The organism is Vibrio iocasae, from assembly GCF_042245395.1.
Taxonomy (GTDB): Bacteria; Pseudomonadota; Gammaproteobacteria; order Enterobacterales; family Vibrionaceae; genus Vibrio; species Vibrio iocasae.
On the sequence record NZ_CP145311.1, the window covers coordinates 1,277,238 to 1,304,019 of the forward strand.

Annotated in this window: 28 protein-coding genes, 1 tRNA gene, 1 pseudogene and 1 riboswitch; of the genes and pseudogenes, 8 read left to right on the forward strand and 22 right to left on the reverse strand. The window is 44.8% G+C overall.

Translation table 11 applies throughout. The features are described 5' to 3' along the window. Positions 1-17 precede the first annotated feature (17 nt). Together SNR28_RS15650 and SNR28_RS15655 are read right to left on the reverse strand one after the other, a co-directional pair. The gene (locus tag SNR28_RS15650) at positions 18-794 is read right to left on the reverse strand and encodes a class I SAM-dependent methyltransferase (RefSeq protein WP_375753597.1); all 777 of its coding nucleotides are present in this window, start codon (positions 792-794) and stop codon (positions 18-20) included. 17 nt (positions 795-811) lie between these two features. Next, a complete protein-coding gene (locus SNR28_RS15655) occupies positions 812-1,237 on the reverse strand; it encodes a VOC family protein (protein ID WP_375753598.1) in 426 nt (141 codons plus the stop codon). 193 nt (positions 1,238-1,430) lie between these two features. Between SNR28_RS15655 and SNR28_RS15660 the strand changes: the two genes are divergently transcribed. Then, positions 1,431-1,865: a ribonuclease HI gene (locus SNR28_RS15660; RefSeq protein ID WP_375753599.1), complete on the forward strand. Its 435-nt coding sequence runs from the start codon at positions 1,431-1,433 to the stop codon at positions 1,863-1,865. Positions 1,866-1,888: 23 nt separating this feature from the next. On the opposite strand, the gene SNR28_RS15665 is transcribed toward SNR28_RS15660, so the two are convergent. Continuing rightward, the gene (locus tag SNR28_RS15665; RefSeq protein ID WP_375753600.1) at positions 1,889-2,806 is read right to left on the reverse strand and encodes a LysR family transcriptional regulator; all 918 of its coding nucleotides are present in this window, start codon (positions 2,804-2,806) and stop codon (positions 1,889-1,891) included. A gap of 117 nt (positions 2,807-2,923) precedes the next feature. Between SNR28_RS15665 and SNR28_RS15670 the strand changes: the two genes are divergently transcribed. Both SNR28_RS15670 and SNR28_RS15675 read left to right on the forward strand, forming a co-directional pair. Beyond that, complete coding sequence (locus SNR28_RS15670; RefSeq protein ID WP_375753601.1) at positions 2,924-3,847, forward strand: SDR family NAD(P)-dependent oxidoreductase; 924 nt, start codon at positions 2,924-2,926, stop codon at positions 3,845-3,847. Between the two features lie 29 nt (positions 3,848-3,876). Further along, entirely contained in the window at positions 3,877-4,251 is a 375-nt protein-coding gene (locus tag SNR28_RS15675; RefSeq protein WP_375753602.1) for a DUF4345 family protein, read from the forward strand. A 103-nt stretch (positions 4,252-4,354) separates the two neighbouring features. On the opposite strand, the gene SNR28_RS15680 is transcribed toward SNR28_RS15675, so the two are convergent. The 5 genes and pseudogenes from SNR28_RS15680 to ribB form a co-directional block, all read right to left on the reverse strand. Next, entirely contained in the window at positions 4,355-5,212 is an 858-nt protein-coding gene (locus tag SNR28_RS15680; protein WP_375753603.1) for a substrate-binding periplasmic protein, read from the reverse strand. A gap of 225 nt (positions 5,213-5,437) precedes the next feature. Beyond that, positions 5,438-5,971, reverse strand: a pseudogene (locus SNR28_RS15685) (adenylate kinase). Between the two features lie 16 nt (positions 5,972-5,987). Beyond that, positions 5,988-6,695, reverse strand: coding sequence for a Fic family protein (locus tag SNR28_RS15690; RefSeq protein ID WP_375753604.1), 708 nt, complete (start codon positions 6,693-6,695; stop codon positions 5,988-5,990). A gap of 96 nt (positions 6,696-6,791) precedes the next feature. Then, a tRNA-Ser gene (locus SNR28_RS15695) sits at positions 6,792-6,879 on the reverse strand. A 135-nt stretch (positions 6,880-7,014) separates the two neighbouring features. Beyond that, complete coding sequence (ribB, locus tag SNR28_RS15700; RefSeq protein WP_375753605.1) at positions 7,015-7,671, reverse strand: 3,4-dihydroxy-2-butanone-4-phosphate synthase; 657 nt, start codon at positions 7,669-7,671, stop codon at positions 7,015-7,017. 108 nt (positions 7,672-7,779) lie between these two features. Beyond that, positions 7,780-7,931: riboswitch (FMN riboswitch) on the reverse strand. A 130-nt stretch (positions 7,932-8,061) separates the two neighbouring features. Here ribB and SNR28_RS15705 point away from each other — a divergent pair. Then, positions 8,062-9,588, forward strand: coding sequence for a DUF2235 domain-containing protein (locus tag SNR28_RS15705; protein WP_375753606.1), 1,527 nt, complete (start codon positions 8,062-8,064; stop codon positions 9,586-9,588). A 328-nt stretch (positions 9,589-9,916) separates the two neighbouring features. Here SNR28_RS15705 and SNR28_RS15710 read toward each other — a convergent pair whose 3' ends face one another. Together SNR28_RS15710 and SNR28_RS15715 are read right to left on the reverse strand one after the other, a co-directional pair. After that, positions 9,917-10,675 (reverse strand): MBL fold metallo-hydrolase, encoded by a 759-nt coding sequence (locus tag SNR28_RS15710; protein WP_375753607.1) that lies wholly within the window; start codon positions 10,673-10,675, stop codon positions 9,917-9,919. Positions 10,676-10,798: 123 nt separating this feature from the next. Further along, positions 10,799-11,158, reverse strand: a complete 360-nt coding sequence (locus SNR28_RS15715) for a DoxX family protein (protein WP_375753608.1) — start codon at positions 11,156-11,158, stop codon at positions 10,799-10,801. 79 nt (positions 11,159-11,237) lie between these two features. Here SNR28_RS15715 and SNR28_RS15720 point away from each other — a divergent pair, with 79 nt between their 5' ends. After that, positions 11,238-12,149, forward strand: coding sequence for a LysR family transcriptional regulator (locus tag SNR28_RS15720; RefSeq protein WP_375753609.1), 912 nt, complete (start codon positions 11,238-11,240; stop codon positions 12,147-12,149). Here the strand turns inward: SNR28_RS15720 and SNR28_RS15725 are convergent. Then, on the reverse strand, positions 12,146-13,258 hold the full coding sequence (locus SNR28_RS15725) for a tetratricopeptide repeat protein (RefSeq protein ID WP_375753610.1): 1,113 nt from the start codon (positions 13,256-13,258) through the stop codon (positions 12,146-12,148). The two genes, SNR28_RS15720 and SNR28_RS15725, sit on opposite strands and share 4 nt — an antisense overlap. 231 nt (positions 13,259-13,489) lie before the next feature. Here SNR28_RS15725 and SNR28_RS15730 point away from each other — a divergent pair, with 231 nt between their 5' ends. From SNR28_RS15730 to SNR28_RS15740, 3 genes are all read left to right on the forward strand, one after another. Beyond that, a complete protein-coding gene (locus SNR28_RS15730) occupies positions 13,490-14,353 on the forward strand; it encodes a helix-turn-helix domain-containing protein (protein WP_375753611.1) in 864 nt (287 codons plus the stop codon). A gap of 177 nt (positions 14,354-14,530) precedes the next feature. Next, positions 14,531-16,078 carry a reductive dehalogenase gene (locus SNR28_RS15735; RefSeq protein ID WP_375753612.1) on the forward strand — a complete coding sequence of 516 codons (1,548 nt, stop codon included), beginning with the start codon at positions 14,531-14,533 and terminating at the stop codon, positions 16,076-16,078. Further along, a complete protein-coding gene (locus tag SNR28_RS15740; protein ID WP_375753613.1) occupies positions 16,078-16,386 on the forward strand; it encodes a hypothetical protein in 309 nt (102 codons plus the stop codon). Before SNR28_RS15735 ends, SNR28_RS15740 begins: the two co-directional genes overlap by 1 nt. Positions 16,387-16,449: 63 nt before the next feature. Here SNR28_RS15740 and SNR28_RS15745 read toward each other — a convergent pair whose 3' ends face one another. The 11 genes from SNR28_RS15745 to SNR28_RS15795 all read right to left on the reverse strand — a co-directional run bounded on the left by SNR28_RS15745 (position 16,450) and on the right by SNR28_RS15795 (position 26,716). Continuing rightward, entirely contained in the window at positions 16,450-17,322 is an 873-nt protein-coding gene (locus SNR28_RS15745) for a helix-turn-helix transcriptional regulator (RefSeq protein ID WP_375753614.1), read from the reverse strand. Between the two features lie 83 nt (positions 17,323-17,405). Further along, positions 17,406-17,714 (reverse strand): hypothetical protein, encoded by a 309-nt coding sequence (locus SNR28_RS15750; RefSeq protein WP_375753615.1) that lies wholly within the window; start codon positions 17,712-17,714, stop codon positions 17,406-17,408. Further along, positions 17,714-19,228, reverse strand: coding sequence for a reductive dehalogenase (locus tag SNR28_RS15755; RefSeq protein ID WP_375753616.1), 1,515 nt, complete (start codon positions 19,226-19,228; stop codon positions 17,714-17,716). The genes SNR28_RS15750 and SNR28_RS15755 overlap by 1 nt, the downstream gene beginning before the upstream one ends. 15 nt (positions 19,229-19,243) lie before the next feature. Further along, on the reverse strand, positions 19,244-20,347 hold the full coding sequence (locus SNR28_RS15760) for a tetratricopeptide repeat protein (protein WP_375753617.1): 1,104 nt from the start codon (positions 20,345-20,347) through the stop codon (positions 19,244-19,246). 212 nt (positions 20,348-20,559) lie between these two features. After that, positions 20,560-21,219, reverse strand: coding sequence for a nitroreductase family protein (locus SNR28_RS15765; protein ID WP_375753618.1), 660 nt, complete (start codon positions 21,217-21,219; stop codon positions 20,560-20,562). A 190-nt stretch (positions 21,220-21,409) separates the two neighbouring features. After that, the gene (locus SNR28_RS15770) at positions 21,410-22,039 is read right to left on the reverse strand and encodes a class I SAM-dependent methyltransferase (protein WP_375753619.1); all 630 of its coding nucleotides are present in this window, start codon (positions 22,037-22,039) and stop codon (positions 21,410-21,412) included. 220 nt (positions 22,040-22,259) lie between these two features. Next, on the reverse strand, positions 22,260-23,711 hold the full coding sequence (locus SNR28_RS15775; protein ID WP_375753620.1) for an NAD-dependent succinate-semialdehyde dehydrogenase: 1,452 nt from the start codon (positions 23,709-23,711) through the stop codon (positions 22,260-22,262). A gap of 41 nt (positions 23,712-23,752) precedes the next feature. Further along, positions 23,753-24,961 (reverse strand): multidrug effflux MFS transporter, encoded by a 1,209-nt coding sequence (locus SNR28_RS15780; RefSeq protein ID WP_375753621.1) that lies wholly within the window; start codon positions 24,959-24,961, stop codon positions 23,753-23,755. 3 nt (positions 24,962-24,964) lie between these two features. Next, positions 24,965-25,402, reverse strand: a complete 438-nt coding sequence (locus SNR28_RS15785) for a heme-binding protein (RefSeq protein ID WP_375753622.1) — start codon at positions 25,400-25,402, stop codon at positions 24,965-24,967. 2 nt (positions 25,403-25,404) lie between these two features. Then, entirely contained in the window at positions 25,405-26,256 is an 852-nt protein-coding gene (hpaD, locus tag SNR28_RS15790; RefSeq protein ID WP_375753623.1) for a 3,4-dihydroxyphenylacetate 2,3-dioxygenase, read from the reverse strand. A gap of 70 nt (positions 26,257-26,326) precedes the next feature. Further along, the gene (locus SNR28_RS15795) at positions 26,327-26,716 is read right to left on the reverse strand and encodes a 5-carboxymethyl-2-hydroxymuconate Delta-isomerase (RefSeq protein WP_375753624.1); all 390 of its coding nucleotides are present in this window, start codon (positions 26,714-26,716) and stop codon (positions 26,327-26,329) included. Between the last annotated feature and the right edge of the window lie 66 nt (positions 26,717-26,782).

The window sequence follows — 26,782 nt, forward strand, 5'->3', positions numbered from 1 at the left end:
AGCTTATTGGCAAAGATCTATTTATATCCGATGCATACGAAATCTTGTCCAAGGATAGGTTCCGACTCCAATAGCTCAGAAACTCGTAAGATTTTGTCCTGAGCCGCAGGATCTAAGAGCGTGTTTTCTATGTCTGGAAGCATCCAGATAGGGCTTACCACTCCTTTCGCGTTAATATTTATGAAATTAGATTCCGCTACTTCCTGCTCTAACTCATTAGGTAAATGAAAGTGCCAACCCGGTTCCTTATCTCTGTAGCCACTGGATACCTCTGTGCGGATTATTTTGAAGTAGTCATCATCCAAAATTTTTCCGGTGTGAATACCATAATTAATCCCGGCATATCTGTTTATAGCGAATGCAAACAAAACGCCACCATTCCGCAATACTCGGTAAGCTTCTTTAAGAACTTTTAGACGCTCATTCCTCTTTGTTATGTGATAGAGCGGCCCATGAATAATGACAGCATCAAAAGAGTGATCTTCAAAATTCAGTTTGCGAGCGTCTCCTACATGATATCCGCTTAAGTTGATGCCTTGCTCGAAACTTATTTGTTGAGCTTTGCTGATATGAGAAGGAACAATGTCGAGTAAATGAACATGGTGTCCATTTTTAGCCAGCTCGAAAGAGTAGGTGCCAGTGGCTCCACCGATATCAAGAACGTTTTGTTTAGGTGTTAAGTACTGTTTAAGAACCTGAAGAGTGCGCTTGTGTTGAATCGTGCCGAATCCGTCAAGGTGACGCTCGTGCTCATTAAACTGATTTGTATAATATTCAATAACTTCGCTACTCATTTCAGTCCTCTCATTCGTTAATAGTCCGTTCTTTTGGCCATAGGATGTTCTGGATTTAACTGGAGTAAGTCCCAGAGGTTGCCATAGAGATCTTCAAAGACGGCAACGGTGCCATAGTCTTGTTCTTTTGGTTCCCGGATAAACTTAATGCCAATAGAGCGCATACGTTCATAGTCGCGCCAGAAATCATCCGTGTTGAGAAACAGAAAAACGCGTCCACCGGCCTGATTTCCAATGAAGTCGTGCTGTTCTGGTTTAGAAGCCTTGGCTAACAGCAGAGCGACGCCTTGTGAGTTTGGTGGTGCAACAACGACCCAGTGTTTGTCTTGTTCAGGCTGATAGGTATCTTCAATCAGCTCGAACTTCAGTTTGTCCACATAGAACTCGATGGCTTCGTCATAATCTTTTACTACCAAAGCGATGTGTACGATGTTTTGCTTCATTGGGCGCTACCTTTCTTCTAAGAATTCAAAACAGTATAAGGCAAAATTGTAGGTAGCAAGCAATTAATTAATCACATTTATATCAATGCTTTACAATGTGGTTTCCTCTTGCTAGTTTTCTCCATCAGTTGTTGCATGTGTTGATTTAAATCATTCGGTTTAATACAGAGCAACAGGAAAGGGTTTCCTTGATATGAGAGCAGTTACCAAGGCTATTGGTTCAGATTTAACGGTCAATGTGTACACCTATGGATATTGTTGCGAGACGAGTAGCACTGGCGGATGGGGATATGTTTTAGTCTCTGGTGAACACTATGTTGAAAAAACCGGTGTGCAGCAACAGACCACACCAACACAGATAGAGCTCAAAGCTGCAGTGAATGCTTTAGAAGACGTTTTGGTCAGGTATCCGGATAGTCAGGTTATTGTCCGCACCGATAGTCAGTATGTTGTTGATGGTATAAACGGGAAATTATCAGTGAACCAATTATCCGATCAAACTAAGGAACTATGGACTCAGTTAGATGAGTTAAATCAAATACTCGATGCAACCTGGGTATTCACGCAAGCACAAGAAAACGATCAAGAAGCGGGATTGTCTGAGCCGCTAGATGTTGAAGTTGCGTAAAATGTCGCTTGCGAGAATTTGGGCTATTTTGCCACCGTGCCCGTAACCCAGAACTCATTTCGTCTTTCCTGAATACGCTCAGCCAAAAAATCAACAAAACAGCGAATACGTGCAGTTCGACGCAAATCTCGATGGAGGAGGAGCCAGATACTTCGGTAAGGGAGCGGTTTTTGAAAAGGGGCTCGAATAAGGTCTGGATGCCGGTCACCAAGATTGCAGGCAAGATAGGCCATTCCTAAACCTGAAGCTGCAAGGGACACAAGCGGGACTAACTCGGATACCCGATGTTTTAGTTCAGCTTTAGGATAGTAGCTTTCCATAAGCCATTTTGCCGTTACATCATCTTCTGGTTCATGCCAGCCAATGAAGTTTAACCCCTCACCTTCATTGTCTTTAATACGTTGTGCGTATTCTCTAGTGCAGTAAGCCGCTTGTGACATCTGAACCAGTCTGCGTCCTACCACATCATCAGTAACTTCATTGGCAACCCGCAGAGATACATCAGCTTCCCTACGGGTAAGATCCGCGATGTCATTTCCAAAACTCAGATTGAGTATGATGTCAGGGTAGCGCTCTGAAAATGCGGCTAAATCATCCATTATGGAAGTCATCGCCATACCGTGAGGCATCGATACATATACGGTGCCGGAAGGTTCCGCATCCCTGCCGACAATCATACGTGACGCTGAGGTCATCTCCTCTTCAACTCGCTCAGCATAAGGCAACAGTTCTTCACCGAGTTGCGTCAGCACTAACCCCTGTTTTGAGCGGTCAAACAAACGGGTGCCAATACGCTCTTCCATTATGGATAGCCGTCTTGTCAATGTGGTGTGATTGACATGGATGCTTTCTGCTCCACCACGAATGGTTCCAGATCGAACGACCGCCAGAAAGAATTTCAAATTGTCCCAGTTAAACGCATGGCTTTCGTTACCTGACATTTAATTCACCTTGTGGTTCAAAATTGACACATTGTGTCCACTTTTACCTATATACAAAGCAATTTTCAACCATGCTAATTTGTCTGCACGTGATGAGTCACACTACTGGAGAAAGAGATGAATACGATTCGAACCGTTCTAATCACTGGTGCGAATGCAGGGTTGGGATATGAAGCAGCAAGGCAGTTAGCTAAACAAGAAGGTATTAAAAAGATCTACCTCGGTTGTCGTAATCTTGCGAAAGCTGAAGCTGCTAAAGCAAAACTGATTAGGGAAACAGGTAAACACATCTTCCATATCATACTAATGGATGTGTCGGATTCAGGTTTGGTGAGAAATGCTGTGAGCAAGTTCACCAGTCCGATTGATGCAGTTGTACTTAACGCTGGTGGAACAGGAGGTCAGACACCAAACAAACTGACCAACGATGGAGTAACCAACATTTTTGCATCTAACGTTCTGGGTCATGCTGTGTTAGTTGATGAGCTAATCAAACGTCAGCTTGTCACTTCTACCATCCTTTACGCAGGTTCTGAAACAGCACGAGGTATTCCTAAAATGGGGGTTGCTAAGCCAGAGCTCAGTAATAAGTCTATTGAAGAATTTTCCTCTGTCGCTAACGGGAGTAAGTTTGGGCCAAAAGCTGACCCGCTGGATATCTACGGTACGATAAAGCTGATGGGGGCACTATGGATGGCTTCTATGTCAAGGCAACACCCACATATCCGGTTTATCACGATGAGTCCTGGAGGAACAACAGGGACCAACGGTATGGACGATTTGCCGTTTGGGAAAAAACTGTTCTTCAAGTACATCGGTGGTCTGTTTATGCCGATGATTGGAATGATGCACAGCGTAGAAAAAGGGGCAAGACGATATTTGGACGGTTTATTTGATCCTCGTTTCGAAACCGGAAGATTCTATGCAAGTCATCAGGGGTCACCAACAGGTCCAGTAGTTGATCAGGTCACCATTGAGCCGACAATCGATAACATCATTGCTCAAGACAATGCCCGTCTTGCCATTCAACAGTTTTCATAGAACCGCAGATAACTTATAGGGAGAAAATTATGGAACTTACTATACAAATACTTGTAGGGTTGGTGACTCTGATGCTTCTGGGACTTGGATTAATGTCCATGTTCGCACCCAACAAAATGCTCGCCAATTTTTCTGTGGAACCGATAGGAATCTCGGGGCTAAATACCATTCGCTCAGTCATTGGCGGGTTGTTTTTGGCTAGCGTAGCAATACTCGTTATCAGTCAGATGACAGGGCAAACAATGGGTTATCTCGCTGTTGCTATTTTGATGGCTGCTATTGCAGTAGGACGTGTTGTAGGGCTCGTAATGGATGGATTTGAGAAAGCGGTTGTTCCGCCACTTCTATTGGAGCTGGTTATCGCTTCGATATTAGTGGCCGCGCATTCCCAACTTATATCCTGAGTATTATCGAACTATTAAAATAAAAGTTAGAGAGCCGAACAGGCTCTCGGACTTGTAAATATATCCAAATTTCAGTCATAGTATTTATTCAAAAAAGACTTGTTTACTTCGAATGGCTACTCTCTTTTCTGTTTGGGCTAAACCTAACCAAATAAGGGAAAGTACCTTCATCATAGTGCGAGTAAACCGCTTCAAAATAGCCATCTTCTTTCATTTCAGCCATCGCGCGATCGAGCTTTTTCACGTATTCAAGGGGAACGGTTTCTTTGTTAAATAGCAAGTAGGTAGGCCAGGTCAAAACCTGAAAATTTTCTCCGGGCTTAGAGCTTAGCTTGACGATATCTATCTGATCTTCAAAGCCGTGACGTTTAATGTAAGACATCACTGGCATGTAGTCGCCCACAAACATGTCCATACGTTTTCCAAGTAGCATATCGACACTTTGTTTCGTAGATTTGGTGTATTCAACACGCGCAAACTTATTATGATCGATGGCTTGGCGAAAACTTCCTGAGCCATATAAATATCCGAGTCGTATGCCTATAGATTTGCTTTTAACGTTGCTAAAATCAGAGTTTACGGTAAATGCCTCTTCACGCCTCTTGAACAGATAGTAGCTTTGCAGAATTAATACGCACTCGCCATAACGCCCCCATACCTTCCGCGCATCATTTACTCCGGCATTAAAGAGGATATCAGCCCGTCCTGCTTCCGCTTTGAAAACGGCTCTACTCCATGGAAGGAACTCAAATTCAACATTTAAATGAGCTCTTCTTGTCGCCTCGTTGATAAGGTCTATGGCAATGCCTCTGGGTTCTCCATTGTGCAAAAACTCATAGGGAGGATAATCCAAAGTAACAGCATTTAAGGTGCGTTCAGAGGCTGGAGTGCTAATGGCCGTAAGGAGTACGCTCAAAACAATTGACAATTTTACGAGCCGAAAACAGGTGGCTTGCTCCATACCTTCCTCCTTTAACACAATACCTAATCTCTACCTTCTAACCTCAGATAAAGATTATTGCTGGCACATCGAACGACTAAACACAGTTACATCGCGATGGATATGGGTTAGCAATTATGTCTACGAAGAGAAGGTGTTTTTGGATCACAATTTGTTCTAAAGCGGGTTCTCCAACTCTAATCGATCAGAATTGCTTTCCGTTTACTACAAAGGAATTGTCCTTTTTTACTTTAATTGCTCGCTGATGAATTTCTTCGCCATTCTGGGACTGGTAATACGAACAAAAGTAATATGGCTATACTTTGGATCTTCGAACATGTCCAGATAGCGCGTGCGATTACTCTTGTATGTTTTTAGTGTCCAAATAATGATGGAGTCCTTACTGAAGAATGATTTACTAAAAGTTTCCACATTCCCAGTATCAGGCCATATTTCCTTTTTGGTTACGGATCTTACAAAGGCCCTTTTTAAAGCTTGGGACAGCGTTCTGGGGAAGGAGTAATCTAACCAAATAACCGTATCGACTTCAGCCCATTTGATCGGTCTGGTCCGGTTGTAGTTCCCATCAAGAACCCATTCAGGCTTAGATAGTTGGTTTTCCAGCTTGGCAAAAAACTCATCATCCGGACTTTCTGTCCAGTCTGGCTTCCAGAATAGGGCATCCATTTCCAGGTGAGGTTAGTTAAGTTTATGGGCCAGCATGCGGCTAAATGTGCTTTTACCGCTCCCACTAGTGCCGACGACGTTTATTTTTTTCATAGTGTATATGTAACTATTAAACACCAAGCTCCATCTTAAAATTAAGCGCTATTTTGTTGTCTAAACAGCTACGCAAAAACTTGTTCATAGGTTCCATATTGTTAGTGGCGTAGAACTCCAGCATAAGAGTATTGAATTCTTGTTGACGTTTTGCAGGTACATTAATGATCGGGAAGCCTGCAGATAAGAGGATCGCATTCATCATAAATCGGCCAGTTCTTTTATTTACATCCCAGAAGAACTGAGCTCTAGCCATCTGTAGGAAAGCAGTGATTGCTTTGTCGTATATATCACTCTGACTTTCAACTAGCTTTTGCATCTCTTGCCACTTGGAATCAAGATCATCTGGAGCGGGTGGTTCATAATCGGAACCGGTGATGGAGACGTATCCGGTTCTGAAAGCTCCCCAGACAAGAGCTTCTTCTTGACCTGCTATATTGTGAAACTTAAGTGCCGCTTCCTTAGTGAATTCAAAAGATCCATCGAGCACCTCTTCGAATATAGCTTTCCAGGTTTTTGCCTGGTTCATCGCCATATTTTGGTCGCTAATTCGGTGCCCACCAACTGTGATTCCATCAAGGATTGTCTGCACTTCAGGTAAGGTCATTGCAACCCCTTCTAAATTTACAGCATCATACACAAGTGAAGGTACGTCTCTTTTTGCCAACTGAATGGCTAGGCGAACGTTAGGTTTCATATTCCAGTGCAGATCTTGTTGGTTCATCGTTGCTTCTCATGAATTTTTAGCGGCCAATAACTAATCAGTTTACCGTTTTGCAGATACAAAAAAAGACGCATTATGCGTCTTTTTTCTAAGATATGGCGGTGAGGGAGGGATTCGAACCCTCGATACGTTGCCGTATACACACTTTCCAGGCGTGCTCCTTCAGCCACTCGGACACCTCACCAAATTTTGATTTTTGTTACCACCTTGGGCAACGAGGCGCTAATTTAATGATTCTGATGGCTTAGGTCAAGGGTAAATCTTCGAAAAACGCCTCTTTAAGTGCTAATTGGTTATTTAATAGCTGTTTAGCACCATTTTATGCCGTTTTCTGCATCATCTGATTGCGGTAAAAGGCAATATCCTCGATGGTCAGAACAGGCATATCGTGCGCTTTGGCAAAAGTGACGATTTCTGGGGTTTTCGCCATTGTCCCGTCTGGGTTGGTTAGCTCGCATAGTAAACCCGCTGGCATAAGCCCGGAAAGCTTCATTAAATCAACCGTACCCTCTGTGTGTCCGCGGCGTTCAAGAACGCCACCTGGGCGAGCACGAAGAGGGAATACATGGCCAGGACGTGCTAAATCGCTTGGCTTAGCATCAGGGTTGATGGCTGTTTTTACAGTTGTGCAACGGTCTTGCGCCGATACTCCCGTTGTTACGCCAACCTTAGCTTCGATAGTCACGGTAAAGGCAGTTTGGTTTGCGCTATCGTTATTTACTACCATTGGAGGCAGGTCTAGTAGATTCGCTTGCTCATCGGTCAGGCATAGGCAAACAATGCCGCTGCACTCACGGATCATCAGCGCCATCTGAGCAGGGGTAAGGTGTTCGGCTGAGTATATGATGTCGCCTTCATTTTCGCGGTCTTCATCATCTAAAAGCATAACGCCATTGCCTTTTTGAAGTGCAAGTAAAGCGTTTTCTACACGAGTGATAGGGTCGCCAAATTCGGCAAATAGTGAGGTCTGATTCATGGTTACTCCATATATTGATACCAGAATCAGGGCTGTTTCTTGAGGGATAAAACACAAAGCAAAATGCACCAGTCTCCGGGCGCAAGAACGCCTTAGAATCTGGTGTGTTTCCATTCTCTCTCATCCGGACTATAACCGTCGGCTCTGGCATCTCACCAGATCTGCTGACCTCGACGAATCGAGCGCTCGCGGGCTTATCACTAAAACAAAAATAGGGATATACCGCCGGTGGGGAATTTCGCCCCGCCCTGAGAATTTATACAAAATAGTGTATGTCCAAGTTTTGGACGCGCTAAGAGTAATATAAATCTTTGTTTTTAGCCATTGTTCACACCTAAATTCTGATAGCTGTCTACCTTCAAGATAGTCATCAGCAAAAGGACGTGAACAATGGCAAATTTACTTGTGTGTTGTGATGGAACCTGGAATGCAAAAGACAATCAAGATGATGGGGTTTATGCGCCCACCAATGTCAGGCAGCTATTCAATTGTTTAAAAGAGATTTCGGGCGAACAGGAGACCCGGTACCAGGCTGGAGTAGGAACAGGTAACATTCTCGACAAAGTGTTGGGTGGTGCCCTTGGTGTGGGTGTTAGTGAAGATATTCGGGATTGTTATCAATGGTTATGTGATAAATACCAGCCGGGAGACAGAATTTTCTTGTTTGGTTTTAGCCGGGGTGCATTTTCTGCCCGAAGTCTGGGTGGAATGATTTGTCGATATGGTTTGGCTGATTTTTCTGTTTGTGATGCAACTGAAAGGGAAGAGGTTGTCAGCGAAATCTATTCAAAAGGCTATCGCGAGGAAGGCTCGAAAGAGATGTTGATGGCCCTCGATATGAACATAGAGTTTCATCCAAACTCTGATAAGGTTTTTTTCATAGGAGTTTGGGATACGGTTGGTGCTTTAGGGGTGCCAGACGATAAAGCTATTTCGGATCTGTTTGACGATCCCAAAAAATACGCTTTTCATGACACAAGTCTGAGCCCATCTATCCAATATGCACGGCAGGCATTAGCGATTGATGAGAAGCGTGGTAGCTTTTCACCAACTTTGTGGATTAAAGATGATGAGAATAGTACATCGGATCTCGTTCAGAAGTGGTTCCCAGGTGTTCATTGTGATGTTGGTGGCGGTTACAAAGAGAGTGGGCTGTCTGATGGTGCACTATTGTGGATGCTGGAAGAGATCAAAGAGGCAGCTCCTGATATAGAGTGGCATGAGAACCTGACTGACCAGATTGCGCCGAATTACAAAGCGACATTGCACGATTCACATACTGGAGCCATGAAGGCTCTAATCACTTCTCCTCGTTCCATTCCGGATATTCAACATCACCAGAATCAGTTCCACTTTTCTGCGTTAAGAAGACATAGCGATCCTCCTCGGGCATACGGCCAGTATCTCCAGACAAGAACATTGGTTCCGGGAGACAAATTAACTTTAGATATATACGCCCGGCACCAGCATTACTGGACAGGTATATATCTGTCCAAAGGTAAAACTTATCGCTTTAAAGCTGATGGTGCGTGGGCTGATTCAACCATCATCTGTGGGCCGCAAGGGGAGGGCAGTGACGGCTTTAACGCTCAGGAAATTCTACGTTCGGTTGGCACTTTGATTGGCAAAGTCGAAACCACCATATTTCAGGAATTGCTTGGAAGAGAAAACGCTAATTTTATCGGAAGTAAAAGGCATGACGAATGTCCTTGGTTCTGTCTGATGGGTGCGATAGCCAATGGAGGGAATCCCGATAAAGACGGTACAGCGTCGCCTATGGAGTCATTTATGATTGGTGAAGAAAAGGTGTATACCGTTAAAAAATCTGGCTACCTCTACTGCTACGCCAACGATGCTTGGGCGTTTTATGCCAACAATCGAGGCTATATTACGCTTGAGATAGAAGAGCAGGAATAAGTCTGGAAGCGATGTAGGTTCATCGTCTAATAAGAAAGAAGGGGAGGTAATTAAATACCTCCCCTTGGTGTTTTCGGCTCGTAGAATCGAAAACAAAGATGAGATACATACTGGCCAGTTAATCGGGGCTGCCTTCCCCTATCAAATTACTGTTGTTTTGGAGTTAAGAAGAAAACAGGTCAGTATTTTAAATTTTAACCGGCAGATATGCTCTACATCATGCCTCGGTTCAACAAAGCGTTCATGACGCGCTTTATCTCCCACGAAGCAAAAAAGGATATGCTTTTTCAAGCGGATAAATTATATCCCACTTTGTTTTCGACTTGTATTACTTAGTTCTAATAAGTTTGATTATTTGTCTGGTTTTATGTTTTGTTGCTCGCCAGTGTGTTGTTGGCCTGCGCGGTATTGATTGCATCAAATAATCCAGGTCTTCGTCGTTGAGTTGAACCTCTCCTGAATGAGCAAGCCAAAGCGATTCCGGTTCGTAACTCAATACTTTTTCTAACGAACGACGGTAGTTGTTGAGATAGAAAATAGGAAAGGGAGGGACATACTTGCCTTTTACAGTCACCATCAGGTCTGCAACGTAGATGCGGTTGCTAGGGATATGTAATAGAGACAAATCTCTGTCTGTGTGGCCTGGGGTTTCCAATATTTGCCATTCTTCGAATCCGGGAAGCAGTTCTTCGTCGCGCAAACGGATATCCGGTTTTAACCATGGCGAATAGTAGAGCATGATGGGCTTCTTTTTCTTTCTTTTGGCGACCCACCTTGCCAAACACAAATCGGTGAAATACATCAACCAGCCATCCACGCCTCGATACCAGTGATGTTCATGTTTAGACGTGACGATTTTTGCTCCTGTGAGCTTGCGTAGCGTATGTGCACCACCCGCATGGTCCGGGTGCATATGAGTGACTACAATAAGCTTTAAATCAGATAGAGGACGCTTTAGTTCGTCGCGAATAAACGAGCAGACGTACTCGGTATCCGCACGGCTACAACCGTCAAGGAGCAGTAGTTTATCTTTATATTCAACCAGATATATTGATTGAATATAACCTGAGAGCGTATGTATTTTCATTGAGACTGACATTCATTATTATTTTCTGTCTGCTCAGTATAGACACAATTTAACTGGATCGACCAGTTACAAGAACAGCATCCCCATAGATTTCCCTATGAAGATGCTGTTGGAAAGGCTTAACTAAAACGGAGCGTATACCAGATATAGCACTAGCGCTGACAGTGTTGCTGTGACCATGGCTGCTGCTCCCTCTTTCGGAGTATCGTAACGAAGGTGGAAGAAAATAGCGCCCAAAGATGGGCCCAGTAACGCAAGCACACCGAGTAAGCCCACAAGCGTTCCATAAAACCAGATAGCGATGGCACCGAAACATTCCATTAGCCCAATCACGAACAGAATTTGGCGATTAAATCCGTAACTGTGCATATAGTTCATCTGGGTTTCAAAAATCATCTTTTGCCAACCAAGGATTTTGATCGAACTTGCAAATAAGAAAAATGCAGACAACAAGCCTGTCATTGTGTAGAGAACAACATTCATGATTAATACTCCTGACTTGGTTGGTTAAAGTCTAGGGAGTTCGCTATATTAATGGAAATGGTTGTTACTGATTTTAATTATGAATGAAATTAATATTTCAAAAGTCGATCTTAATCTGCTCAGGTCATTAGATGTGCTGCTAGATGAGTTACACGTTGGCCGGGCCGCCAAAAGAATGAATGTTACTCAGTCAGCGATGAGCCATACATTGTCTAGGCTGAGAACAACCTTTGACGACCCGTTATTCATCCGCACAGCAAAAGGGTTGGAGCCTACTTCTCGTGCACTGGAGCTCTCTGAAAAACTTCGTTTTATTCTTGGTGAAATAGATACATTGCTTAGTCCCAAAAAGCTGGATATCACTCAGGTGAAGGCACGTTTTTGTATTCAGACACATGACTTTGTTGTCACCTCATACCTCTCTTCGATTCTGAGGAAAATGAAAAAGGAAGCCCCCAACATAATCTTTGATTTGCAGCTACTCAATGCTGAGGCATACGAGAAGCTTGATGCAGGAAAACTGGATATGATAATTGGTGCGGGCCTTTCCGCGAACCCTCGCCTGATTCAGAAAAGATTGTTGGATGAACCTCTGGTATGCCTGCTTGATGATCAGCATCCGGCTCTTAATGACTGGTGTATCGAAACGATCTTTCTTTATCCCCACGTTAAATCGAGCTTGATAGAAGACAAAGACGATCCTGTAGCCCTGTTCTGCAAAGACAACGGAATATCTGAGAGAAAAGTCGGCTTGTATACGGAGTCTCTTAATTCGCAGATATCGTTGATTTCCGGTACAGACCTAATTGCATTTCTGCCTGCATCTATAGCAGCGCTGGGTGCAAAGGTATACGGCCTAGCTAGCCAACCAAGTACGTTTCCTTTACCGGATGTGAGTATACGAGCACTTTGGCATGAGAGGCATCAGAATGACCCTGTTCATCAATGGGTTAGAAACAGGATCAGTGAGGAGTTTGAAGCTTTTCGTTAGTTCACATTTACGTTCGAAAGAACAATAGACTGCTGCTGATTCACTTTCTCAAATTGTTCATGGTAAGTATTAGAGTAGTACTCCGAGGTCTGTTTAAGTTGATTCATAACAACTTCTGCTTTAGGCCACTGTTTAGTGTGAAAGTAGGACAAAAATAGCTGTTCTAAACACCAATGGTTGTGCGGGTCAGTTTTTAGTAAACGAAGCAGGACATCCTGAATCTCTTTCCATTTTTCGGCGACAGCCAGAGCTTGAGCCAAGATAGCAACCACACTCATATCATCTGGGTGAACCTCCAGATACTTGCTTAAGCTCATGATGGCTGCTTCAGGTTGGTTGTTTTGCAGAGCACACAAACCAGAAAGCCTATCGAGTTCGGGAGAGTTTATCTGGTTCTGAGTGGCCAGATTCAACCAGATAAGCGCTTCTTCTGGTCGCTCCAACGCAAGCAGGGAAGATATCGCGGTTATGTAGCAAGGCGCTATTGACGAGTCCAGGTCGCGTGCTTTTTGACAGGCCGTTAATGCATCTTCAAATCGACTCTCCTGATAATGGCAACCAGCAATGCTTTGCCAAACAGGTGCGAATCCGGGTGATTTCCCAGCGCTCTGATTGAAGAGTTCAAGTGCTAAGTCCGCGTTGCCACTGTAGAGCTGGCAATATGCTAAATGGTACAAAGGCAAACCGCTATCAGGCAGCAATTTGCTTGCCTCGTGAAACGCTAACTCCGCTTGCTGCGCCTCTCCCATTCTTTGGAGCGCGATGCCTTGTTTTATTTCCAGCTCTCCCTTGGGAAATAGACCGCCATGATGGTTAAGTAAACTCATACAGAGCTGGCAAAGATTTACGGAAAGAAAGAGATCATACAAAAACTCGGCTTGTTCTAATTTCAGTGCAGGCTTTTTGAGGGCATCACTCATTACAGAGCTAAACACTTCGTGTTCTACCCAATCGATATATTCTGTGGTCTGATTCGGGGTTTCAGAAAACTGATTTTTCATAAACATTACGCGTTGGTTTAACGCTTCGGTAATTGTGTCTATAGAAGGGAAAGCGGACGTTTTCTGCTGAGTAAAATTAAGAAGATCAATCCATTTATTGCTGATCATTTTTCACACATTCATTAATAGGCTGGTGGCTTCAGATTATTGGAAAGCGGTTGTGGTAAACAGGTGAAGTAGGGAATGAAAATGATGATTTTGGGAATATCTTCTATATTTCCGATTTTTACCATTTCACGTCAGTTATCGACCTGTTGACAGGTTGAACTATGGGTCAAAATAAACCGACTTAAGTACCAATCGTATCATTTTCAATAGTAGTAAGAGTGAACAACAAAAATGATGGCACCGGATAATATCGTTAGTCTGGATATGCATTCTATGCGGGATGATATGGATTTTGCTGTTTTTAAAATAAGCGAGCTTGCGACAAGACGAGATGAAAACAGTGTTATTAAACCTCATCGGATTAATTTTGATGCGTTGATTTTTATTCAGCAAGGAACAGGTCGTCACCATATCGATTATAAGGTTTATCACTATCAGCCAGGCACGGTCATTTCCGTTGCGAAATATCAGGTTCATTACTTTGATAATAATCCTGAGCTAGAGGGTTGCGTGGTAATCTTTAACGATCAGGTGTTCAGTACGGGTAAAGATGACTTAGTTCAGGATAGGATCCGTCAGGCGATGGATTCGATCAACTGCATGACATTAGAGTGTTCAGATTATCAGTCCTATATCGATACGCTAAAACAGGAATTACCCAGGAAGGGCCTGATAAGCCGGGAAGTTATTCGTTCTCTGCTCAGAGCATTATTGTTGAATACCCTAGTTAAATATTATGACTCATTGGAGCACCACAGTAGTCAGGACTCACGTCATTTTCGGCGTTTAAAGTATGTTCTCGAAAACCATTTTCATCAGACCCACAAAGCGGCTGATTATGCCAATATGATTGGTGTATGCAGTAAAAGCTTAAACTTAATATCAAAAAAGCATACCGGGAAAACGGCCAAACAATTAATTGATGATCGTGTCCTGTTAGAATTAAAGCGTCGCTTGGCCTTTAGTCAGGATTCTATTTACGATATTTCTCTTCAACTTGGTTTTAAAGAAGCGACCAATATGACCAAGTTTTTCCGTCGACATACAGATGTGACACCCAAAGAATTTCGTCAACTTTGCCGACATAATTTATAGCCAGCCACTGTTATATTTCCTCATCCGGCACAAACACAAATTGGTTTCTTTTTTACCAGTTTGTGTTTTGTTTCAGTCTGTAGACCAGCCAGCACTCAATGAATAATTGATGACATTCAGAACGTAATAAAACGCTTACGTTCTTTATTTCATAATAACAATGAGTGGAGCAATGATATGGAAAAAGAGGATGAGAAAACCTCTCAGGTGTCAGATCAATCGCGCCGTGACTTCCTGAAGTTTGGTAGTGCCACAGCAGCAGTGGCCACTGTCGGAGCTTCGATGGGAGCTGGTTTTATCGCGGGGCGAGATCCCGATGCAAACGTAGGGTGGGGAAGAACGGAAGCGGGTAAAGATCAGTTCTTCGACCGAAAACCCTTTGAGGTAGATGTCGCCCCGACATTAGAGTTAGTAGGCAAGGCAGAACGACCTGCGTGGGGGGACTGGCTGTTTAACCGACGTGGTGTGCTGAAAGAGCTGATAGCTGATGGCTTTGATATTACGAACAGCAACTGGACAGATATTCCAGAGCCTAAAACCCGCGCTTACTATGAAAAATACCCTGATCGCTGGCCGAAAATGCAGGGCGCGATTATGCAAATGGCCGCCCATGCAGACAATACCAGACCTCAGTTTGATCGTTATGCACTTGCCTGGGCTTATGACCGTTCTTTCTTAACTGCGCTCGCGACAAGTCAGTTTCCACCACGACCACAGGGACACCCTGATGTCGAGGATTTCAAACTGATCGGTAATGTCGCCGATAAACAAGTAGAGTTTCAGTCGCCAGCACACGCCTCCAAGCTAATTAAACAAATGGCGTACAAATACGGTATGAGTTTGTGCACCATCGCTAAGTTTGATGAACGTTTTATGGTTAAAAACATGATGCGCGGTATGCCGGGTGGAAGTCAGGATTGGGATGAGTCGGTACCTAAGCATTGGAAGAACGTGATCATCTTCGGTGTGCCGATGAACTGGGACCCAATGTACGCAGCTGCTGGCTACTCAACATCATTTGATGCTTACTGGCGTTGTCAGCAGGCTACAGGTTTAATGGCGGCATTTTTGGGGCAGCTAGGTTACGCTGCGCGTCCTCAATGGCCGGGAAATGATTACGAAATTATGGTCCCTCCACTTGCCGCAGCATCTGGCATGGGTGAGATAGGTCGGGGCGGAACATTGATTACTCCGGAAGTGGGTACCAACATCCGACTTGCTGCGGTCATCACTAACCTGGATCTTGAAGCCGACAAACCGATTGATATCGGCGTTAAACATTTCTGCGAGGAGTGCAAGATATGTGCGGATACTTGTCCAAGTGGTTCCATCAGTAGCGCAGATAAGCCCGATGTTGTTTCCCGGGGCTTCCGTAAGTACGACTTTAATCAGGACAGTTGCTATGAATTCTGGAACACAGCATCAACAGCTGATGGTCTGGGATGTCGGATTTGTGTCGCAGTTTGTCCATATACCAGGAAAAACAACTGGATGCATGTCCTGGTGAAGGAGGCAGACCCTCGCGATCCTACCGGCCTGACTCGCAAAGCGTTATTAGCCATGCAACATAATTTCTTCTACTACCCGGATGCGCAGGATTTCCACCCTGAATGGACCGGTGGCAAGTTCGCAGGCTATCACCAGCCACCAGAGTGGTTAAGAAGCGAAAACTATCTGAAAGTGAAGAAAACCTGGGAATACGACGGCAACTGGGAGGGAATCTGATGTTTCCACAATCAACAATATTTGATCCAATTTTCTGGATGGTACTTGGAGCACTGCAAGTGCTGGTATTTGTAGGGGCCAGAGTGTGGGCGAAAGAGCTGGGTATTCCCATGAACTGGTGGAAATGGGGAGTAACAGCCATTTGGTACTTGAGCTTTATGCTAACCATCGCAGGTGCTTTTACTCTTTTAGGGGAAAACGAGGGCAATGCAGGTTGGTATTTCCTTGGTTTTGTCGGCACGATCTTAATTGTACTGGGTGCTATTTGGGGCAGGGTACTATTAGTGTTGAAAGCAAAAGTGGTATAGTTATTACTTCTCAGACAGCAAAAAGCCGCAGTTTCCCAACTGCGGCTTAGTTAAATTATAAAGTTACTTTCTATTCAAACCTACCTTACACAACTGCCGAAATTCTTTTGGTGAGATTGCAGTGTGGCGTTTAAAGAACTTAGTCATATTCGTCGCTTCGTTAAAACCAAGCTCATGAGCGACTTCCACAATGGATAACTGGCTGTAAGCCAGCAGGCGCTTTGCTTCTGTAAGAACACGTTCATCGAGTAGCTCTTTTGTGCTGCAACTTGCGTTATCCTTTGCCAGCCGGTTGATTTGTTTAACACTTTTATTTAGAGCGGAGGCTATTTCAGAGGTCGTTGGTCTTTCAGCAAAATGTTCATCAATGTAGTTCTTAATACGATAGAAATCTTTTTGGCCAGCGGGCGCTCGTTCATTCAGTTCTTTTTTATAGTTGGGCACGACCGATTTAAGAATGATTGCTCTGAGCAGGTTTCGAATAATCTCCCGTTGAAACTCTGATTCCGATTCAAACTCTTTTACCATTTGCTCAAAAAGAATATCGACGGCTTCACCAGCGTCTTGTACAACGTTGTTTTCGTTAAGTGCGGCTAGCATTAGGTCGGCATAACTCTCTTGTGCGTTCAGGTTTAGCATCTCAGCGTTAAAAGGCAGAACATAACCTTCAACCGAGAGCTCTCTGGTAAATGCATGGATCTGATTTTGCCCTACAGTAAGTAGCGTGCCGGGTCGAAGGCGATACATTTTGTGCTCAATATAATGAATGCCTTCACCTTCGGTAATATATATCAGAGCGTTAAAGTTAAGGCGATGGGGCTCAGAAACTACGTCTACCTGCATCAGCTTATACAGTTCCGATATCCGGTATATAAACGGATTGGTTAAAGTGACGTCTGCATCGAGTTTTTGAACGGGAATATCTTGTTTACCCATAATCTTATCTTTTTGTTTCGTTTGAATATCTCAAGCCATAAAACAGTTTGTTTATGGCTTGATTTTATTGGCCAATCTGTTGGTTATGCTGACTTAGGTTTTAGCATGATAAATACCCTAAGTATAATCGCACCACCGATTATTAGCCCTGTACCCGAGAATCCCAGAAAGTACCAGCCAGCAGCCCCCTCGTTCTCGCCAAGCAAGGTAAAGCCTCCTGCTATCGAAAGCAGTAATGAGAACCACCATCCACCGGCAATGGTCCATTTCCACAAGTTCATCTCCAACTGATATTGCTTAGCCCATTGATTAGCGCCTGCAAAAATAAGTACCTGCAGCGCTCCGAATGCCATCCAGAAAAGTGGGTCGAGTATTGTTGATTGTGGAAACATTAGATGCCCTCCCAGTTGCCGTCATATTCCCAGGTTTTTTCTACCTTCAGGTAGTTTTCACTGCGCAACCACTCTGGTGGTTGATGGTATCCAGCGAATCGGCCACCATTCCACTTGCCGTGATATGCCTCGGCTTCTGGGTAGTAGAAGAAATTGTGCTGCATCGCGAGTAATGATTTACGAGTCAGGCCTGTTGGATCGCGTGGGTCGGTCTCTTTGACGATGGCGTGAATCCAGTTGTTTTTACGTGTATATGGGCAGACAGCGATACAGACACGACAACCCATCGCGGTCTCTGTTGGTCCGGAACGCCACATTTTCCAACAAGCATCCTGATTAAAGGCGTATTTGCGGTAACCACGTACTACAGTATCTGGTTTGTCAGCTTTACTTATTGCGCCACTCGGACAGGCATCCGCGCATATTTTGCATTCTTCACAGAAGTGGCCCACCTTGGTATCGATTGGCATGTCTGGTTCAAGTTCCAGATCGGTAATCACAGCAGCCGGTCGAATATTAGGTCCAAGCTCTGGAGTAAGCAGAACTCCGTTTCTCGCCGCTTCTCCCATACCTGCCAGAATGGCTAATGGAGGCAGAACGATTTCATATTCGGAACCTGGCCATTGAGGTCTTGCTGCGTATCCCAGCTCGCCCAAAAATGCAGCCATCAGTCCTGCTGCATTTTTGGCTCTGAAGTAACCATCATAGGAGGTAGAGTAACCAATAGCAGCGTACATTGGGTCCCAGTTCATAGGCGTGCCAAAAATAACGACATATTTCCAGTGTTTCGGAATACTGTCATCCCATTCAGGCATACCACGCATAGTGTTTTTGAACACAAAGTTTGGGTCAACTTTCGCAATTCCAACAATGCTCATCCCAAACTTGAACGCCATTTTCTTGATGAGTTCCGAAGCGTGCTTTGGTGATTTGAACTCTTGTTTCGTATCCTTTACCCATTGGAAGTCCACCTCGTCCGGATGGCCTTTGGGTTTTGGTGGAAAGTCGCTATACACACCTTTCAAATAGGCGGCAGAGTAGGCCCACCCCAGTGCAAACTGATCTCTGTGCGACTCGATATTTTGTCCATGTCGAACTTCTTGAGTGAAAGATTCCAACATATCCTTCCAACGTTCAGGATAACGAGAATAGTATTCTCGAACTCTTTCGTCAGGAATATCCTGCCAGTTTTCAGTTGGTGTCCACCCTTTTTTCATCGCTTTATACAAAGCAGGGACTCGATGAAACAGGAAATCTTGCCACTCAGGGCGGGTGAGGTTGCCTTCGACTTTAAGAGTAGGTGCAACGTCTACACGAAACGGTTCGCGGTTAAAGAACATATCTTTCCCCGCTTCGGTTCGTCCCCAGCCAACATTAGCATCAGGATCTCGCCCAAGCACAAATCCAGCACCCGCTGCAGAACCAACAGCGGTCGTGGCTGCAGCAGCTCCTCCAAGTTTAAGGAAATCTCGCCGTGATGTATCGGCGATGCCTTGTTCAGATTGTTTTTTCACAGTTGCTTCCTCTGATTAATTTAACTCAACAACATCGAGATTTAGTTTTTGATTAATTAGGTTTATTTGTTCTCGATAAGTAACTTTGTAATGGGCTGCCAGCTTGTTTAGGTCGACCATGACCAACTGAGCGTTTTGCCATTGGCTGGTGTGGAAATACGCAAGAAATAGGTGCTCAAGACACCATTCGTCATAGGGCTCAAGGGTGAGAAGCTGTTTTAGATCTGACTCCATTTCCTGATATAAACCGAGTTCAGATTTCAAACGAGCACGGATACTCAGTACGTCAAAGCTTTCTGGCTTGGCCTCGAGATAGTGGTCTAAGGCTTCAAGCGCCTCTTCTAATCGGCCATTTTGATGTGCGGTAATCCCGGCTAACCTTACAAGTTCTATAGAGGTCACCTGGTGTTGAAATGCCCGGTTAACCCAGTTGTCGGCTTGCTCTTTTTCACCTAGAGCTAGATAAGCGCTGATTGCAGTGATGTAAGTGGCGGCTAAAGTTTGTTCCTGCTGATAGGCTTGCTCAGCATAGTCTGTGGCTTTTTCAAATTGCCGTTCCTGATAATAAAGTCCGGCAAGATTCTGGTATCCACCAATAAAAGTAGGGGCGACTTCGATGCTTTTAAGAAAGCAGTTTTTCGCCTGTTCAGTGTCACTTAGATGCAGATAAACAAAGCCCAGATAGCAGTGAGCTAACCCTGAGTCAGGATGGTGTTCAATGGTTTCCTCAAACATCTGCTTAGCTAAGTCATAATCGCCAAGCTGTTGATAGGCTAACCCGCTCATTTGAGCTATGTCGTCTTTGGATAAAAGCGCTTTGTTACTGTTGACTACCGCCAGCGATAATTGACCCAATTGAGCAGCCAGAGTGGTATCAAATAAAAAACTGACTTGCTCATGGTTCAGCTCAGAGTTTTGTATAGTGTCAGCCATCACCATGGTAAACGCTTCGCTTTCTAGCCAGTCTAGCTGTTCACGATTAAGCGGTTTTCTATCTGATTTGAACTGGACTTTCAGCGAGTCCAAACGCTTGCTCAGTAACGGTTCAATGTCTTTTGGAAAGACTTCGATTTGTTCGTTGATATGTTGGTAGAGTTCAAGCCACTTATTGCTAATCATTATTAACTACTTAATCAGGAATTTGTCAGTAGTCTGAATGTCAACGGCAGTGGTAGAAAGGTTGCTATCTACCCAAAAAAGGTAGCTTTATACCCATTCTGTAGATGAATGATTTAGATCAATTCTGTAGATGTATCCCGGTTTACGTCTCTTTAAACGCAAAAAGGCCAGGGCAATACCCTGACCTTACTGTTTAATCTGTAATTGTTTACTTATAGGACAGTAAACACATCCTCTACCGCCAGACGTGCTTTTGGTGCACCGTGGTTATAGTCGTCACCATCTTTGTGATAACCAATCGCCAGTGCAACGTCACATACGTAACCGTCTAGTTCTTCTTTAAAGATCTCACCGATCAGTTCGGAGTCAACACCTTCCATTGTCGTAGAATCGATACCCATACGAGCCAGAACGTGAAGCGCATTACCCAGAGCGATATAAGTCTGAGCTTTGGTCCAGTAGCCGTTATAGCCTGTCTCATCAGTGTTTAGGTCAGCAAACATAAACGCGCCGTTAAGCATGTTATCGTACATATCCGCTGGCAGATGGCCTGAAGTCACTTCCGCATCAACTACTTTCTTGTAGTGTTCTTTAGTAAAGCGCGGGTTGTAGGCAAACAGAATCGTATGCGACGCTTCTTTTGCATGTGGCTGATTAAACTCAAACTTGTTCGCAAAGGTATCGTGGAAACGCTGTTTCGCTTCGTCGCTCTCAATAACAATAAACTTCCATGGTTGAGAGTTGATAGAAGAAGCAGAAAGCGTGATCGCCTGTTTAACCACTTCCATATCTTCGGCAGATACTCGCTTGCTTGCATCATACTTTTTTGCAGTGTAACGGTTATTTAGATCTTTAATGATTGGATGTGACATGACCTTCTCCACGCGATTTGTTTAATAAGATTCAATCAATTCAGTTGATGGAGAGGATTATGCAGTGACTTGTTTGGGAGTTCGATGTCCAAAAATCCCAATGACTTTGGAAATAAATTCAATAATTCGGTTTTTTATGGGGGAAATTAACCAAATTATCGGAAGTGACTTTTACAGTTAGGGGGCAGAATTACTCTGCCTTTTTAGCAACAGTGAAGACGCTAATCCCCTTGGGACCATGTTGCCATTGGTTCTCAATGGTGAAGCCTGCTTGTTCAAGCTCGCGATTTAGCTCTGCCACTTTCATTACGTGGATATCCGGCAAGAAACCCAGTAACTTACCAATGGGCGCGATCCATTTAATCAGCCCATAGATGGAGTTCCCCAGACAAACAGTGCTTGTTACAAACACACCTCCAGGTTTTAAAGTCCGAAACGTTTCATCCAATACAGCCTTTCTGTCTGGTAGTAAATGAACCACATTTAAACCCAAAACCGCATCCATACTCGATGCGTCAAGGTTAAGTTGTTCCAGCGCTCCATGGTGGAATGTAACGTTCTCAATATTGGCTTCTTCTGCTCGCGCGCGTCCGATATTAATCATGTTTTCTGAAATATCGACGGCATCGATGTGGCTCACATGAGGTGCATGCAGAATAGCAGTAGAGCCTGTTCCACAGCCAAACTCTAATATGCGGGAGTCAGGGGTAAAATAAGACTGAGTTTCAGCCAACTTTTTTTGATAGTTCTCTTCATCCCTGATAGGCATTTGGGAATACTTCTTCGCGAGCTTATCCCAGAATTTTTCTGAACGGTTCATTATGACTTCCTTGTTGCTAATTATTTTAGTTCACCAACTGAACTTACTTGAGGTGTATAGGATGTGCTTGATGCAGCAACATGCTATCACTCAGTATTTATTAAGGATACGTAACTGAATTATGCGGTTAGCGGAATCAAGCATATCCTATGCGCCATTCTGACACGAAACAAAAAAGGCAGCACCCAATGATGCTGCCCAATAAAACTAGGAGAGGCTACTACTTCAGTCCACCCATCAGCATATATTTCGTCTCAAGGAACTCTTCAAGTCCAATATAAGAACCTTCACGTCCCAGGCCAGACTCCTTCACACCGCCAAACGGTGCAACGGTCGTAGAGATAATGCCTTCGTTTATGCCTACAATGCCAGTTTCCAGCACTTCACCCACCTTCCATGCACGCGCAAGAGATTGAGTGTAAACGTAAGATGAAAGGCCAAACTCAGTATCGTTAGCGCGTTCAATCACTTCATCTTCGGTTGAGAACTTAAACAGCGGAGCCATCGGGCCAAACGTCTCTTCGGAGGCAACCAGCATATCGTCCGTTACGCCTGTCAAAACATGGGGCACAAACAAACGGCTTCCTTCTTCAGGTAACGTACCGTATTTAACTACCGCACCTTTAGCGCAAGCATCCTCAATGTGCTGCTTGACCTTGTTGACGGCGGCATCGTTCACCAGAGGGCCAATCTTCACGCCCGGCTCGAAACCGTCACCCACCTTAAGTTCCGCTACTTTTGCCGTCAGCTTTTGAGCAAATTCATCGTAAACACCTTCCTGAACAAAGATGCGGTTAGCACAGACACAGGTTTGACCTGCGTTACGGAACTTAGCAATAAGCGCACCGTCCACAGCCGCATCGATATCCGCATCATCAAACACAATAAACGGCGCGTTACCGCCCAACTCAAGAGAAAGCTTTTTCACTGTGCTGGCAGACTGCTGCATCAGGATCTTACCCACATTGGTTGAGCCAGTGAAAGAGAGTTTTCGTACTGCTTTGCTTTCAGTCAGCACTTTACCGATCTCGATCGCATCGCCAGTGATAACGCTAAACAGACCTTTTGGCAGGCCAGCTCGCTCGCCAAGTTCTGCCAACGCCAGCGCCGTATAAGGAGTTTCAGGTGCAGGCTTTAGGATTACTGGGCATCCAGCCGCGAAAGCCGGGCCACATTTACGAGTGATCATTGCTGCCGGGAAGTTCCACGGTGTAATTGCGGCAACAACGCCAATTGGTTCCTTGGTTGCAAGAATGCGAGCATCACCCTTGTGTGTAGGAATAATGTCGCCATAAGCGCGGCGTGCTTCTTCTGCAAACCACTCCACAAAGCTCGCTGCGTAAGCGACTTCACCTTTTGCTTCAGGGTGGGGCTTGCCTTGCTCAGTAGTCATGATGGTTGCAAGATCATCCGCGTTTTCCATCATCAGTTCATACCAGCGACGGAGTACCTTAGAACGGTGTTCAGCGGTCTCTTTCTTCCAGGATTTAAAAGCGACTTGAGCATCTTCAATCGCCTGAAGTGTTTCTTTTGCACCTAGGTTTGGCACGGTTCCGATTACGCTGCCATCAGATGGGTTAGTGATTTCTGTGCAACTGCCGTTGTCAGCGTCCACCCACTGACCGGATAAGTAACATTGTTGTCTGAAAAGGGTATTGTCGTTGAGCTTCATTGTGATTATTCCTTATATAAACGGCCGCTTCCTTAAACTTATCAGCTGTTTGTTAATGCTGTATCTTCGTCCGGCTTCATTAATTGATAGTGACTATAAAGATAGAGTGTCAATGAGATGATGCCAAACAGTACCAGATAAACAGGCAGCAATGTGGCACCTAAACTTTCAACCGATGCAGCAACAAGCTGAGCCATGGCAGCACCTAACAGTAATTGGATAAAACCAAGCAGACCGGATGCGGATGCGCGATTATCCGGTACCGCTGAAATGGATAGTGATTGCAGGTGAGGCTGACTGATGCCTCGTCCAAACGTAAACATAGCCATGGTCAGAAACAGGGACTCGTAAGTGACTTCTGAAAAGAGTATTCCACCCAGCATCATAAGTGCGCCCAGTAACGATAAGCTGTGACCGGCTATCACCATTGAAGAGTGTGTTAAGCGTGCAGCGAGTCGGGCGCTAACGAAGCTTCCCGCCATAAAACCAAGCGCGACAAACAGAAACCAGAATCCGTAAGCGGTAAGATCGTAGCCAATTTCATTTGCCGCAATAAATGGCGCGCAGGTAACGAAAGAGAAAAAGCCGCAGGCGATCAAAGTGCTGGATACTGACAAGTTCACATAGAGCTTGTTAGCCAGCAGTGTTTTGTAGGTGCCAAAGAAAGATCGTCTCTTTTTTTCTCCGGTCTCTTTCAATGAAAAAGGGTATTGAAGAAATACGCCCATCCAGACGATAAAAGCCATCAGCATTGGCAGATAAAAAACAGAGTGCCAGCCCAACATTTCGGCTGAAACGCCGCCAACGGTTGGCGCGATTGCCTGAGATGTCGCGACACCCATGGTGATATAACTCAGCTTTTCTACCGCTTTATCAGAAGGGTAGAGGTCAACCAGAATGCTGCGTGCCAACATCATCCCAATACATCCACCGGCAGCCTGCATGATACGACTGAGCAGTATCAGCTCGACGCTGGTGGCAAAAATACCAACCACACCGCCAATAATATGCAGGCCAAATCCCGCCAGAAGGATAGGACGTTTGCCCCATCGGTCTGCAATTGGACCACCGAACAGTTGTCCGATAGCAAGTGTTGCTAGGTAGAGTGTGAAACTAAGCTGGATGACGTTGCTGGATGCTGAGAACTCTTCCGCCAGTGTCGGCATAATTGGTGCGACAATATTCAGGGCGACAGGGCTAACCATCGCCATGAGTATTAAAAACAGGGTAAGAAGTGTGTCTCTGCTCATAATCTATCGCTGAACAGATGCAACAAGATCATTGAAGCGCTTTAGCCCAGCTTCTGCACAAGCCATATCTTCTCTTTCGCTGGCACCGGAGATACCAATTGCTCCAACTACTTCGTCATTAACAAAAAGTGGAATGCCACCACCAAAGGTGACTATTCTAGGCTGGTGGGCAAGAGAGCTAAGAAGGTGAGGTTTAGCAGAAAGCCGGTGTTCCCAGTTTGCTGTTGGGAAGCCAAAGCTAACCGCTGTGTATGCCTTATCCTGAGAAATTGCGGTGCAGGGTAGCGCAGCATCATTTATTCTGAGCTGCGCTAAAGGGTTTCCGTGTTTGTCCAGCACTGATACGCAGACCTTGAGCTGATTGCTTTCTGCATATTCTGCTGATGCAAGGACTATCTGGTGAGCCAGTTTCCAGTCAATACTGGTATCAGTGATGAGCATAATTACACCTCAAACAGTACGTTAACCTGACCTGTACCTGAGCTTGGGAAATATGGGCTTACGATGCGGCCTTTGCCTTTGTATTTATCCCAGCCAAGAGCACCAAACAACATTGCGGTGTCGTGCATGCCGCCCTCACCGTCACACTTCTCTGCGTAGTCAGGCAGGATTTCAAGGAAGGTTTCAATTTCACCGTTCTCCCACATCTCTAGAACGCGCATGTCCATCTGACGGTTAAACTCTTTAGAGATGGTAAAAGTACCGTTATTGTCAGCGTACTCTTCGTTTGGCCAGATGCGGTGAGAAAGTGAGCCGGATGCCAGAAGCATTACGCGACTGTCGCTCGCTTCAATTGCTTCGCGGATGGCTTCACCCAGTCTGCGAGAAGACTCAAGGCTATGAACTGTACATAGGGCCGCAACAGAAACTACCTTGAAGCCTTTGTCTTCATTCATATAACGCATTGGTACCAGCGTACCGTATTCAAGAGCAAGAGAATCCACCTGATGAGAAAGGGTAAATACGCCTTTTTCAGTGGCAACGTCGGCAATCAGGTTACCCAGTTGAGGGTTGCCTTCGTACGCGTACGGAAGATCTTTAATGAAATGCGGGAATTCATTACTGGTAAACATACCTTCGAAATGGCTGTTCGCATTGATGTGGTATCCCGCATTGATCAACCAGTGCGTGTCCAGAACAACGACAGTATCGACGTTCTTCTCACGCGCGATTTGTGCGATCTCTTTATGCCCGTCAATGGCATGTTGGCGACAGCCATGAAGTTTGCCTGGCTGTTCAGACATCAGCATGGTAGGGACATGTGTAATTTTTGCAGCAACAACAAGTTCACCCATTGTGCCTCTCCTTGTCAGTTATCAGATTATTTCTACGTTTAGCTATTGGCTTATGACATAGCTCCGCGACTTATTTCTTCGCTTTCAGCTTCTCGTGGATATTGTTCTTTTTATAGTTCAGCGTTGGATGCAGCTCGGTTAATTCAAAACCTATGCTGAGATAACGCCTGTTAAAAATTGGGTCCAGAAAGCCAGTAAATGCCTCAAAGATGCTATCTCCGGCCTGCTTCAGAACTTCTTCAGGACGGCCACTACCAACTTTTGTCGTCAGATGAATAAAAGCGTTTTCCGGATCACCTTCCGCAACGCGAAAATGCTCACAGCGGATTGCACGGCTACGAATGCCTCCTAAAGGAAACACTCCGGTTGAGACCGCGGTTTCGTTCAGGGTCTTCAGTAGCTCTGGTAAATCCAGTTCATCTTCAATATTGGCAGAGTATTCAACAATCAAATGGGGCATTTCACTTCCTTAGCTGTTTTGTTCTACAGGTAAAAAAGAAGAACCGGGACCAAAAGGGAAACAAAA